9 protein-coding genes are annotated in these 12,496 nt (G+C 57.3%); 5 read left to right on the forward strand and 4 right to left on the reverse strand.

The window, feature by feature from the left end; genetic code table 11:
• Positions 1-27: 27 nt before the first annotated feature.
• Together C4S74_RS13455 and C4S74_RS27005 are read right to left on the reverse strand one after the other, a co-directional pair.
• On the reverse strand, positions 28-1,497 hold the full coding sequence (locus C4S74_RS13455) for an NAD-dependent malic enzyme (RefSeq protein WP_103995827.1): 1,470 nt from the start codon (positions 1,495-1,497) through the stop codon (positions 28-30).
• A 110-nt stretch (positions 1,498-1,607) separates the two neighbouring features.
• Positions 1,608-3,698, reverse strand: a complete 2,091-nt coding sequence (locus C4S74_RS27005) for an aminotransferase class I/II-fold pyridoxal phosphate-dependent enzyme (RefSeq protein ID WP_258042481.1) — start codon at positions 3,696-3,698, stop codon at positions 1,608-1,610.
• Positions 3,699-4,072: 374 nt separating this feature from the next.
• On the opposite strand from C4S74_RS27005, the gene C4S74_RS13470 reads away from it, so the two are divergent.
• The 3 genes from C4S74_RS13470 (at position 4,073) to C4S74_RS13480 (ending at position 8,284) form a co-directional block, all read left to right on the forward strand.
• Entirely contained in the window at positions 4,073-6,316 is a 2,244-nt protein-coding gene (locus C4S74_RS13470; protein ID WP_103995828.1) for a PrsW family glutamic-type intramembrane protease, read from the forward strand.
• Positions 6,317-6,395: 79 nt separating this feature from the next.
• Complete coding sequence (locus tag C4S74_RS13475) at positions 6,396-6,722, forward strand: hypothetical protein (RefSeq protein WP_103995829.1); 327 nt, start codon at positions 6,396-6,398, stop codon at positions 6,720-6,722.
• A gap of 254 nt (positions 6,723-6,976) precedes the next feature.
• Positions 6,977-8,284, forward strand: coding sequence for an aminotransferase class I/II-fold pyridoxal phosphate-dependent enzyme (locus C4S74_RS13480; protein ID WP_103995830.1), 1,308 nt, complete (start codon positions 6,977-6,979; stop codon positions 8,282-8,284).
• Between the two features lie 169 nt (positions 8,285-8,453).
• Here C4S74_RS13480 and C4S74_RS13485 read toward each other — a convergent pair whose 3' ends face one another.
• Positions 8,454-8,636, reverse strand: coding sequence for a hypothetical protein (locus C4S74_RS13485; protein WP_103995831.1), 183 nt, complete (start codon positions 8,634-8,636; stop codon positions 8,454-8,456).
• A gap of 197 nt (positions 8,637-8,833) precedes the next feature.
• On the reverse strand, positions 8,834-9,604 hold the full coding sequence (locus C4S74_RS13490) for a metallophosphoesterase (RefSeq protein WP_103995979.1): 771 nt from the start codon (positions 9,602-9,604) through the stop codon (positions 8,834-8,836).
• A 356-nt stretch (positions 9,605-9,960) separates the two neighbouring features.
• Between C4S74_RS13490 and C4S74_RS13495 the strand changes: the two genes are divergently transcribed.
• Both C4S74_RS13495 and C4S74_RS13500 read left to right on the forward strand, forming a co-directional pair.
• Positions 9,961-10,479: a DUF5317 domain-containing protein gene (locus C4S74_RS13495; protein ID WP_103995832.1), complete on the forward strand. Its 519-nt coding sequence runs from the start codon at positions 9,961-9,963 to the stop codon at positions 10,477-10,479.
• A complete protein-coding gene (locus C4S74_RS13500; RefSeq protein ID WP_103995833.1) occupies positions 10,466-12,478 on the forward strand; it encodes a bifunctional diguanylate cyclase/phosphodiesterase in 2,013 nt (670 codons plus the stop codon). The genes C4S74_RS13495 and C4S74_RS13500 overlap by 14 nt, the downstream gene beginning before the upstream one ends.
• Positions 12,479-12,496: the final 18 nt, after the last annotated feature.

The raw sequence follows: 12,496 nt of genomic DNA on the forward strand, positions 1-12,496 counted from the left end.
CCTAGTAAAACTGTAACCAGGAATTTATTATAGCATACCCGCGCCGTCCGCGGACTGCTCGGACTGGACGCTTTCGTCACCGCGGATATCCGCGCTTTTCCGTCTGGCTACGCCGGTTTCGTAAGCGGCCGCAATCACGGCCTCGCGGACCTTCTTCACGACCTGCTTATTGAACACGCTCGGAATGATGTAAAGTTCGTTGAGTTCTTCTTCCGAAACGACGGACGCGATAGCTTTGGCGGCCGCCAGCTTCATCTGCTCGTTAACCCGCGTGGCGCGGCAGTCCAGAAGACCGCGGAACAGGCCCGGGAAGCACAGGACGTTGTTGATCTGGTTCGGATAGTCGGAGCGGCCCGTCGCCATGACGCGCACGTAAGGCTCCGCTTCTTCCGGCGCGATTTCCGGTGTCGGATTCGCCATGGCAAATACGATCGGATCAGCCGCCATTTTCTTGATGTCTTCCACTTTAAGCACACCCGGTCCCGACAGGCCGACAAAAATATCGGCTCCCTCGATCACGTCGGAGAGGCGTCCTTTTTCCTCATTCGGATTCGTATTCTCGGCATACCACTGCCACGATTGATACGGATACGATTGGCCGCGGACGAGTGCTCCTTCACGGTCCACTCCGATCACGTTCTTAACGCCTGCCGCGAGCAGAATCTTGGTGCACGCGATGCCGGCCGCTCCGATGCCGCAGACGATAACCTTGCAGTCTTCGAGCTTCTTGCCCGCGACCTTGACGGCGTTCAGCATTCCCGCAAGCAGAACGACCGCCGTACCGTGCTGGTCATCGTGGAAAACGGGTATATCCAGCTCTTCGACAAGCCGGTTCTCGATTTCAAAACACCGCGGGGACGAAATATCCTCCAGGTTGATTCCGCCGAAAGCCGGGGAAATCGCTTTCACGATCGATATAATTTCTTCGGGATCCTGTGTATTGAGGCAGATAGGAAAAGCGTCTACGCCGGCAAACTGTTTGAACAGCATCGCCTTACCTTCCATAACCGGCATGGCCGCTTCCGGACCGATATTGCCCAGTCCAAGAACCGCCGTACCGTCCGATACAACGGCAACGGTGTTGCGTTTAATCGTCAATGAGAACGCTTTCGAAGGATCTTCATGAATAGCCATACAAACGTTTGCCACTCCGGGTGTATACACACGGGACAAATCATCACGGTTTTTGATCGGTATTTTCGGCGTCGTTTCGATTTTACCGCCCAAGTGAAGCAGGAACGTCTGGTCGGACACGTTAATGACTTTTACGCCGTCCAGCTCGTTCAGGGCCTTCACGATGGCACCCGTATGATTCTGGTCGCTTACATTAACGGTAATATCCCGGACGGTAACGGTTTTCGTCGAACGGTTGACGTCAATTGCCACGACATCGCCGCCGGCGTCTCCGATCGTAGTCGCGATCTGTCCGAAATTCGTGCGTTCTTTCATCATCTCAAGCCGCAAAATAATACTTGTACCTCCGGTAAATCCGGCCATATCCAATCACTCCTACGGTAATTCTATATTGCGGAAAAGCCTCGGCGAGTCAAACCGGGCTCGTCCTTCATTCACATCATAGCACAAACCTTTTGGAGATTCCCGCATGCCTATAAAAAAGTTTCCGTCAGGACTTCTCCCATCACGGCGATGCCGCGGCCGATCTCCTCCCGGGACAAATGTCCGAAACCGAAACATGCCGCGGGTCTTTCTCCGCAGCGGACATGCCTCCCCGCGTCCCGCCAGAAAACACCCCGCCCGGCACATGCGGAGGCGAAGCGCCTGTACTCCTCAGCGCCGCCTTTCCACCAGCCGAAAATATGAAGCCCCGCTTCGCTCGGCATCCATTCGAAAGCGGAATCCAACGCGGTCAGCCCCGAACGCAGCAGGGCGGCTTTCTCCCCGTATACCCGCTGCATTTTGCGCAGATGGCGCTCGTAGGCACCGCTGTTCATAAAAGAGGCCAGGGCCCGCTGCTCCAGCATCCCTGTCGTCAGCGGCTCATAATGCTGTTTCGCGCGCCGGAACGGCTCGACGAGAGACGGCGGCAGCACCGCATAGCCCAGGCGCAGGCCCGCGTACATCGTCCGCGAGAACGTGCCGACGAACAGGACGCGGCCTTCGCGGTCCAGGGCCTTCAGGGGCTCCAGCGGCCGGCCCGCGTAGCGGAACTCGGTGTCGTAGTCATCTTCGATGATGACGGCGCCGCGTTCCTTCGCCCAGCGGAGCAGCTCCTGCCTCCGCTGGAGCGGGAGAACCGCCCCGGTCGGAAACTGCCGTCCGGGGGTGACGAACAGCAGCCGCGCGTTCCACGGCTGCGGGATGATGCCCTGCGCGTCGACGGGCGCATCGACGGCCTTGCCGCCTGCGGCGGAGGCGGCGCGCACGGCGCCGCTGTACCCGGGCGATTCGACGACTACCTCGTCGCCCGGGCCTACCAGCAGCTGCATCGTCAGCGCGATCGCCTGCATCGACCCGTTCACGATTGCGACGCAATCGGGGTCCGCGTCGATGCTTCGCGAGCGCCGCAGATGCAGCGCGATCGCCGAGCGCAGCGAATAATCGCCTTGGGGGTCGCGCAGCGGACCCTCAAGGAAGGCGGCGCTGCGCACCTGCTCGTGCAGGCAGCGGTTCCAGGCCTGCCGCGGGAAAACCGCACTGTCCGTGCCGGACAGCTCGAAGACGACGGCGTCCGGTACCGCGGGTATGTGCGGCTCCGCACTCCGGGTGCGGTTGTGCGTTTGGTCCGCCCGCCCGCGGGTGCCTGAATGAGCCGCGGGCTGTACGCCGCTCGCTTGCGCGCTCCCTGCTCCTGCCCGCTCCACGCCGCCATTGTGCCCTCGCCCAGCAGCGCGTGCACCTGCCTGCTCCACGCCACCATTGTGCTCGCGCCCGGCAGCGCCTGATCCTGCCTGCTCCACGCCGTCATTGTACTCTCGCCTGGCAGCTCCTGCTCTTGCCTGATCCACGCCGCCATTGTGCTCGCGCCCGGCAGCGGCTTCACCTGCCTGCTCTACACCGCCATTGTGCTCGCGCCCGCCAGCGCGTGCACCTGCCTGCTCCATGCCGTCATTGTGCTCTCGCCCGGCAGCGCGTGCACCTGCCCGCTCCACGCCGCCATTGTGCTCTCGCCTGGCAGCGCCTGATCCTTCCCGCTCCATGCCGCCATTGTACTCTCGCCTGGCAGCTCCTGGTCTTGCCTGCTCTACACCGCCATTGTGCTCGTGCCCGGCAGCGCCAGCATCCGCGCCTGAATCCGGGTCAGCACCGCCCGGCCTCCGTTCTGCTCCACCGTACTCCCTCCTCGGGCTATCGTCCTTCTTTCCCGCCCCGTCGCCGCTCTCTTCTTTCCGCCTGCCGCCCCCGCCTCCCGGCTGCATCAAAAAATCCCCCCACGCCGACAACAAAAGGGGTTCCTCCGATAGGGAGCCGGTTCCCGCCCCCTGATCGCTCCGGTAAGCAACGAACGTCCCTTTTCCCGGCCTGCCTTCTACGTATCCTTCGGATATCAGCATCTCATACACTTGCGTAACGAGTCCCCGGGAGATTCCATACACCTCCGCAAGCTCCCGGCTGGAAGGAAGTTTTGAGCCCGATTCCAGTCTTCCTTCTACTATACTTTCCCGCAGCGCATGGTAGAGGGCGGTATTTTTATGGGGAAACAGTTGTGCATAATGATTAAAAGGGATTAAAATCTTCACATAAACCTCCGCCGAATTACGGTGCAAATAATAAGCCGCCTGTTCTTTTTCTCTGCTTCTTACCATCTCACAGAGCCGTGTTCAAAATCAACGGTATTTTAGCAGGCCTCCGGCTGCGCATAAGCCGAGTCCCATTCCGGGCGGTCTCTGCGAACTTTTATAGGGGGAAAGCAAAGCCGGGGAGATCTTTCCGCTCCCTTTTGAGGAAGCCTAAGCCGCTTACCCGTTCGATTAGGCACATTTAAAGCCGCCGCCTCTTTCCCGGGGCTGTTCCGGCAGCGGAGCGAAGCAGGGTTTCCCGCCCGTCTCATCTCCGGAACCGTAACAGGACAGACGCTAACGGTCTGCAATCGGCGCACAGAAAGGAAAATGATATGATTTTGCCTGGTTTGCGTATAACCATCCGGACCGCTCGCGACCGGTTTCGTACCCATTGGAAAAAAAGAGCCGCGCAGGCTCCGCGCTTGTTCGCTTTCTACTCGCTTTTATCCTGGCTGGGCCTGGCCGTCTTATGCCTGTCCCTGCCTTATATGAAAGACAGCCGCACATTGGTTGTGCAGGCATTTGCCTCTTTTTACGTGCTGTGGCAGCTGTGGATCGTCTGCCGTTCCAAAACCGTCGGCTGGTCCGCGTACGCCGCCTTCTTTATCATCGGCACCTGGATCGTGGCTCCGCTTAACACGCTGTTCATTCAGCTGGTCTTCCTGCCGTTCGATCCCGCGGTTTACGCCGTCTGGAACGCGTCGCTCGTTTCTCCGCTGACGGAGGAGCTGATGAAGCTGGCCCCTCTGCTCCTGTTTTTGTGGGGCTCGCGCAAGGCGACTTCGCTCAGTCTGTCCGACTTCGCCCTGATCGGCGGCGCTACCGGTGCCGGACTCCAGTTCCTGGAGGAATACTGGATGAGGCTGCATGCCAGTCTGGAGCCGGCCGGCTCCGCGGCGGTTTCGCCCGATAACGCGATGAGCTGGAACCTGTTTCATTTCCTGCCCTCCCTTGAGCAAGGTCTGGCTTCGCCTTGGACCGGGCACACGGCTGCGACCGCCCTCTGCGCCCTCGGCCTCGGAATCGCCATCCGCCTGCGCAGAGTCATCGGCAAAGCCGCTTACGCGCTGCCCGTCTTCCTGCTTGTCTGGGTCGCCGCGGATCATGCGGTGCATAACGGAACACAGGCCACCTGGCTGAACGGGTTTCATATGACGCTCGGAGGCGGCGCTTATACGAAAGCGTTGTTTATCGTGCTGCTGATCGGTGCCGTCGCGTATGATTATGCGGACTTGAACCGCATACGGAAGGGGCTGACTTTGCTCCGTTCCGAAAACTTGATCGAACCGTTCCGCGAGCTGTACCGTTCTGTGGATGCGCTGCGGGAAGGCGCCAAACGGTACGTAAGCCTGCTCCGTTTCTACCGGATCCGGCGCCGTCTGGCCTTCACCCTGCTGTACGGCAAAAAAGACGCCAAACGCAGTCTCGGAACTCTCCAGGATGAGATGAAGACACTGAACAAGGCGGCTGTTCCCGTTCTGCTTGCGGCCGGCTTCCTGCTGCTGAGCGCCGGAGCCTGGAGCGGCGGACTTGCCGCTGCCGCAGGAACAAGCCCCGCAGGCAGTGCCTGCGTTTCCTGCCTCTACGCTCCCACCGCGGCTTGGTGGAGCGGGCAGAGTGCCGCCGGGAAAGGCGTGCTTCTGCTGGGCACCGCCTTCCTGTTCACTTCCTTCTTCCCTCTGTGGGGCGCGGTAAGCGATACGCTGGCGGGCAGCTCCAATGCCCGCCGCAAACACGCCGGCCGGCTGCAGCCCGGCGAGATTTTGCCGCTGCTCGGCGCGTTTCCTCCGCGTACGGCGGCGGCGGCCGGCCTGCGGCTGCTCCTCGACCGCCTGGCGGGTCTTGCAGCCGGGAAGGAGCCTTCCGCGCCTGGCGCGCAGACGGCTTCACCTGGCGCGCAGGAGCAGGCTCACGCGGCCAAGGACGCGGAAGCTCCGTCTGCCGCGGAAAGCGCGGCGGATGCCGATGGCGGCGCTGAGGGTACGGCTGGCGCGGCGCGTGCCGGAGCCGCACCGGAACGCCGGCACCGTTTCACGACGGCGCGCACGCGGCAGACCGTCCACCGGGGTGAGCAGGCTTATTCTCCTGCCGGAACACGCTACGGAGGCGGGTGGACGGTGAAGGGGCTGCGCAACTGGAACGGCTTCTTGAACGCCGTCAGCCGGGACCGCTGCACCGTGGTAAGAATGGAGGAACTGCCGGAGAACGGAATCCGCAGAGCCGTCATCAGACGGCAGGGAACGGACCCCGTAACCGGAGAAACGTTCACCTCCCTGACATACGGCAAAACGTTTTATCCCAGCCATTACAACGATTCGGAAATCGACCGGTTAGGAGAGGACGCGTTGAACAAGGCTATTCTTCATAACCGGCTGCAAGCGCAGAACGACCATCGCGGCCGCCTTCAGGCGTATACTTTTAAAGAAGAAGTCGTCGGGCCCGACGGAAAAATCATCGGGGTTCAAGGCAGAGTCCTCCCCGATGCCGAAGGCAATTTGACGGAAATTAGCGACCATTTCCCTTACAATCACCGCCAGACGGTGTCGTTCCGCACGCTTGCGGCGGATCAGGATTAAATTTTTCCGGTTAGACGTCCGTGTGCCGCTCTTGTATCCGGCGCTGCGGTATGCGGAATGTCCGGAAAGGAGGATACCCATGGAAGCCAACATGGAGCTGCTGCGGCATTTGGCCCAGATTCACCGTCCCATCGATACGGACGCCGATGATATCTGGCATTACATGATTTTGAATATGGAAGAGGATGCCCTGGATCCTCCGGCGCTTCAAGCCGTCGCCTCCGCCCTGGAGAGCGAAACGAATCAGGGAATCGGTTTCCGGGAAATTCAGTTCGAGCGTGTGCTCGAACACCCGGAGCTTGTCGAAATGGAATATTACGAGACGAATCTGGTATGTCCGCGGGAAGCGCTGGCCGCTCACATCCGCAAGGTGCTTTTGCTGTACGATGCGGGGATGGAAGCCTAGCCTGACGCCTCGACCATCCCTATACAAAACAAATTCGACATACCGCAGAATTTGCCGTCGCATGCTTGTATATCATTCGGCGTTCTTCTCCTCCCCGCACGTTTTCCGGAGCTTTACTACCGGTTCTTGCGGGTACAAACGGCTTCCGGATACCGGGGGCCGTTTTTTTTAGGTAACGCAGTGACGCATTCCGGTAAGAAGTGCTATAATAATGGCTAAAATGAATTTCCATAACCCCGGAAGGATGGAGCGGAATGAACCCCCTTGCTAAGCAGTTGAATGAAACCATCGAAAAAGAAAACGCCTATGTGTACGAGATGTTGTCGTCGCTGGGCAAGCAAATTTATTTCCCGAAAGTCGGCATTTTGAGCCAATCGGCCGAGGCTAAAGCGAAAGCCGGTAAATATAATGCCACGATCGGTACTGCCATCGAGAAGGGTCAGCCTATGCACCTGAAGGTCATTCAGGATACGCTGTCCGCCTATGATCCCAAAGATCTCTACGAATACGCGCCTCCCGCGGGCAAACCCGGTTTGCGTACCGCCTGGCGTAAAAAAATGCTGGAGGAGAATCCGTCCTTAAGCAACAAAACGTTCGGCAATCCGATCGTGACCAACGCCCTTACACACGGCCTGAGCGTTGCGGCCGACCTGTTCGTGGAAGCGGGGGACCGCGTCATTATTCCGGATAAAAACTGGGAAAACTACGAGCTCACCTTCGGAATCCGCCGGGGTGCCGAAATCGTGACGTACCCGCTTTACAATGAAGACAACACCTTTAACTCCGCAGGACTCCGCGAACGGCTCCTTGCCCAGAAAGAAAAGGGCAAAGCGTTCGTCGTCCTGAATTTCCCGAACAACCCGACGGGATATACACCGGGACCGGAAGAAGGACGCCAGATCGTTTCGGTGATCCGCGAAGCCGCGGAAGCGGGCATCAATGTCGTGGCCGTTACCGACGACGCGTATTTCGCCCTGTTCTTCGAGAATTCCCTGCAGGAATCTCTCTTCGGCCAGCTTGCCGATCTTCACGACCGCGTACTGGCCGTTAAAGTGGACGGCGCTACGAAAGAAGAATATGTGTGGGGCTTCCGCGTAGGTTTTATCACTTACGCCGGCAAGAATGAAGCGCTGCTCAGCGCACTGGAGCAGAAAACACTCGGAATTATCAGGGCCACGATCTCTTCGTGCTCGCATCCTTCGCAGACGTTTGTCCTGCACGCCTTGAATTCTCCGGAATTCAACGCCCAAAAGCAGGAGAAGTTCGAAATCATGAAAGGCCGCGCGAACAAAGTGAAAGCACTGCTCGACAGCGGCAAGTACGGAGACTCCTGGGATTACTATCCGTTCAACTCCGGCTACTTCATGTGTCTGAAGCTGAAAACCGTCGATGCGGAATTGCTCCGCCAGCGCCTCTTGGAAGTATACGGCGTCGGAACAATCGCCCTGAGCGAAACGGATCTGCGCGTCGCCTTCTCCTGCATCGACGAAGAAAATATCGAGGAGCTGTTTGACCTGATCTATCAAGGAGTACGCGACCTTGAAACGGTTTCCGCGAATTAAGCGAAATTTCCTTGCGATACTCAAAAAGCCCGGCTGCTGCAGCCGGGCTTTTTTATCTTATGTGAGGAAGCCGCAGAAGCGATTCCATGCAGATTCATATCGTGCTCCAGGTCGTGAAAGTCAATGGAGCCGCAAGACGAGGTAACGATCAAGGGGGCGCGGAGCCGGTTCACCTCAACGGCACCCACATAGTTCCGTCCCACTGGACCGGCGTTCCCGCAGCCGTTCCGGCCGCGATTTTAGCCGCGGGCACCCGCACCGTCCTCCCCTCGATCTCCAGCACCGCCGACGTTTCGTCCAGCTCCAGCACGATACCCGGACGCCGGATTTTGCAGCTGCTTTTCTCTTCCACTGGCTTTCCTCCATTATCTTGTCATCGTTGCGGCGGCTCCGTCTCCTGTCCAATCGAGAGCTTTCCGCACCGAGCAAACCTCCCGGCGCGCGGTGCTAGGCGTCACACTATGCCTGCGCCGTACCCTGGGCCCGGTAATTGCCGGCCGCGTGACGAGTTCACAGCCGGCAGACGGCGGCCGGACATTACTCCCGCCTTCACAGCTCATGGACGGTGACTTCGCTGCGGACCATAAACCGGGCGTTAGGGCCTGCCTGACCGATTCCTTTGGAAATATAATAGGTTCCGTAAGAGGTTTGATGCAGGCCTTTCGTAATCCCTCTTGCCGGGAGCTCTCCCTTCCGGATAAACCGGAACAGAAACGGCACATGGAACTGCATGCCGTGAAAATGCCCGGCCATCAAGTAAGCAAACGGGCGCTGCAAGCGAAGGACAAGGTTCGGATTGTGGGTCAGCACAACGACAGGCTTGCGTGCAGCGACATGCCGGAACGCTTTCCCGATCCGGCTGTGCCCGGTTCCGAGATCATCGATGCCGACGAACTGGAAGGCGCCGAGATCCGCGGACGAGTTGTTCAGCAGAACAACGCCCGCCTCTTCCAAAATCGCGATAAGCTTCCTCATTCCGGCCGGGTCCAGGCGGTGATCGTGATTGCCGAGAACGGCAAACGCCGGAATTCCGCGGGAAGCGACCGCCTTCAGCATCTTTTCAACTTTCGGCAAATGTTTGCTTCTGCGGGTAAAGTCGCCGGTAAGCGCGATATAATCCGGCTTCTCCTCGTCGATCAGCCGAACAAGCCTGCCCGGACGGATTCTCAGCTTTTCAACATGAATATCGCTGATCTGCAAAATTTTAATTCCGAGCCCGGCGGACACCCTTACGCGCTCAACTTTGAGCCACATGGTGGGGACGATGAAGAAGAGATACGCGCAGGCTGCCGCAAGCAAAAGCCACACAAGTACGGTCATAAATCTCATCCTGTTCCAGATAAAGGTTCCTTCCACCATAAGGCACGCATCCCGCGTTCGTCAAGGTACGGATACCCCGGAAAAGGCATTAAAACAAAAGCTCAAATTGTGTCTTTTTTTGTCGAAATTTGATACCTTGTACAAATAGGGTCCGGAAGCTATAATGAGATTACATAATGGCATTTTATACCTATTATTTTAAAGGATTGGAGGTAAACGCGATGAAACGCTGGGTTTTTGCTATTGTCACGGTTGCGGCATTGGTTTACTCATCCGGACTGGCTTTTCCTTGGGGTCCGTGAGCCACTTAGAGGAACTGGGCTGAGCCTGGTTCTTTTTTTTATTTGGAGGTTAATATGATCTACTTCATCGTTCTGGCTATCGTCATTACCCTTCTTTCAGGACGGAATCCGCTCTCCTTGGTAGAGAAAGTGAACTTCAAACTGCCCTATCTCCTGCTCGGAAGCTTTGCCGCCCAAATCGTGATTTTCACCGTAACGGTCCGGACAAACCGGACGTACCCTTATTGGACGGAAGCGGCCATTTTGGCTGTGCTTCTGTTTTTGTGGCTGAACCGGAAAGTTCCCGGCATCCCCCTTATTTTCCTGGGCGCTCTCTGGAACTGGACGGCTCTTGTCATACACGGAGGACTGATGCCCGTATCCGATACGGCGCTGGCATGGGCGGGACTTGCGAGCCTGCCGGAAAACGAACCCCGCCATCAGCTTATGGAGGCGTCCGCCTTCTGGTGGATGGGCGATTGGATTCCGCTTGTGCGAAGAGTAATCAGTATCGGCGATATAGGGATCGGGGCCGGACTTGTCCGGTTCATGCTCGGAAATACGGTGAAGAGGAGGAAGAATGAAGGACCATAACCCGTTTACTTTCGTGCTGTCGGCTTTCGGAATCCTCACCTTGATCACCGCATCGGCTTTTATCGTGCAAAACGATTACGATCTGAAAATTTTGCTGCCTATCGCCGTCATGGTCATCGTTTTTGAAATGATGCCCCTTAAAATGCCTAACGGCACTTACTTCAGCGGCGTCACGATCGGTTTTATTGTTTCTCTGTTTGAAATGGGATTTTTTGCAAGCACTTTCTTTCTTGTTCTGAACACACTCACGTTTTTTACGCTGCATTCCAAGCCTTTCTATAAAATCAGATGGTTCCGCTTCTTCTCCACGCTCGGCATGTATGGCGTCAGTATGCTGGCTGCCTGGGGTACAGGCGTTCTGACCGCTCAGGCCCCTCTGTACGTCAAAATCGTCTGCGTATTTCTCGCGTTCGAGGGCGTGAACCTCCTGCTGAGGCTGGGCATCATGCGTTCGGTCACAGGTACACCCGTTTCCGCAGGCAAAGCCATTTATGAGGCGCGCAGCCTTCAAATCGGCATCCTGATCGCCTCGGTCGTGCTTTATAAAATGCTGAAGCAGCCCAGCTACGAGCTTTTCATTTCGGAAATCATCTTCACGATCATTGCGATCAAGATTATCCATTATTTTGTTTCCGGGTATTTGAAGCAGATCGATATCATTGAAGAGAGCAACAAGCGCTACAAAAAGATGGCTTATTACGACTCGGTCACCGGTCTGCCCAACCGGGCTCATTTTAACGAACGATTGACTCAGGACATTGCCGTGGCACGGGAAACGAAGGGGAAAGTCGGACTTCTTTTTCTCGATCTCGACCAGTTCAAAAATATTAACGACACCATGGGACACATCAGCGGGGACGCCCTGCTCGTTCAAGTGGCCGGACGGCTGCAAAGCTGTCTGGGGCAAGACCATACGGTATCCAGGCTGGGGGGCGATGAATTTACGATTATCGTGCGGGATATTACGGGGGCGCAGGACTGCGTTCTGGTCGCCGAAACGGTCCTTTCCGCTCTGAAAACGGGCTTTTTCCTGCAAGGTAAAGACATCTATATTACGCCGAGCATCGGCATCAGCCTGTATCCGGACAACGGCTACGATTCGGAAACGATCGTGAAAAACGCGGACACCGCCATGTACAGGGCCAAGGAGCTCGGCGGCAACTTGTACTCCATGTTCACCTCCGACCTGGAAGAAAATATCGAGAAGAAACTGATTTTGCAGAGAAATCTACATAAAGCGCTGGAACGCGGCGAATTCCATCTCGTCTATCAGCCCCAGCTCGAGCTGGATACGGGCCAAATTCAAGGCATGGAAGCCCTTGTCCGCTGGAACAACCGGGAGCTTGGCCTCGTATCTCCCGATGATTTTATCCCGCTTGCGGAGGAAAGCCGGCAAATTCTCGCAATCGGCGAATGGGTGCTGAGAACAGCCTGCGAGCAGAATAAAGCCTGGCAGAACGAAGGCTTTCCGCCCGTCAGGATGGCCGTTAATTTGTCTTCCATCCAGTTTGAACACGACGAGCTGATCCCTACCATCCGGCGCGTACTAGGTGAAACCGGGCTGGAAGCGCGGTGGCTGGAGCTGGAAATTACGGAGAGTCTTCTGCTCCGCAATAAAATCAAAACGATGCGTACGCTCAGGCAGCTCAAGGAACTCGGCGTTCACATCGCGATGGACGATTTCGGCGTCGGCTATTCCTCACTCAGCTACTTGAACTATTATCCGTTCGACCGGCTTAAAATCGACAAGTCCTTCATCCATCATATGGGGGAGCGCACGGGAGACGAATGGATCGTCCGCACGGTCATCCAGCTTGCCCACGGCCTCCATATGACGGTCGTTGCGGAGGGGGTCGAGACGGAAGAGCAGCTTGCCTATTTGAAAGAACAGGGCTGCGATTGCATCCAGGGCTTCCTGATCAGCAAGCCGCTTGCCCCCTCCCGGCTGAAGGAAAAGATCTGGAAAGCCGCCGGAGCGCCGGAACCCCGGCCGGATTAATACGGAAGACCCGCAGGC

Source organism: Paenibacillus sp. UNC499MF (genome assembly GCF_900107975.1).
Classification (GTDB): domain Bacteria; phylum Bacillota; class Bacilli; order Paenibacillales; family NBRC-103111; genus Paenibacillus_F.

Excerpts from the sequence above, each read along its gene's own strand:
- C4S74_RS13455 (WP_103995827.1), bottom strand. The coding sequence starts at position 1,497 with ATGGCCGGATTTACCGGAGGTACAAGTATTATTTTGCGGCTTGAGATG.
- C4S74_RS13470 (WP_103995828.1), top strand. The coding sequence starts at position 4,073 with ATGATTTTGCCTGGTTTGCGTATAACCATCCGGACCGCTCGCGACCGG.
- C4S74_RS13475 (WP_103995829.1), top strand. The coding sequence starts at position 6,396 with ATGGAAGCCAACATGGAGCTGCTGCGGCATTTGGCCCAGATTCACCGT.
- C4S74_RS13480 (WP_103995830.1), top strand. The coding sequence starts at position 6,977 with ATGAACCCCCTTGCTAAGCAGTTGAATGAAACCATCGAAAAAGAAAAC.
- C4S74_RS13490 (WP_103995979.1), bottom strand. The coding sequence starts at position 9,604 with ATGACCGTACTTGTGTGGCTTTTGCTTGCGGCAGCCTGCGCGTATCTC.
- C4S74_RS13495 (WP_103995832.1), top strand. The coding sequence starts at position 9,961 with ATGATCTACTTCATCGTTCTGGCTATCGTCATTACCCTTCTTTCAGGA.
- C4S74_RS13500 (WP_103995833.1), top strand. The coding sequence starts at position 10,466 with ATGAAGGACCATAACCCGTTTACTTTCGTGCTGTCGGCTTTCGGAATC.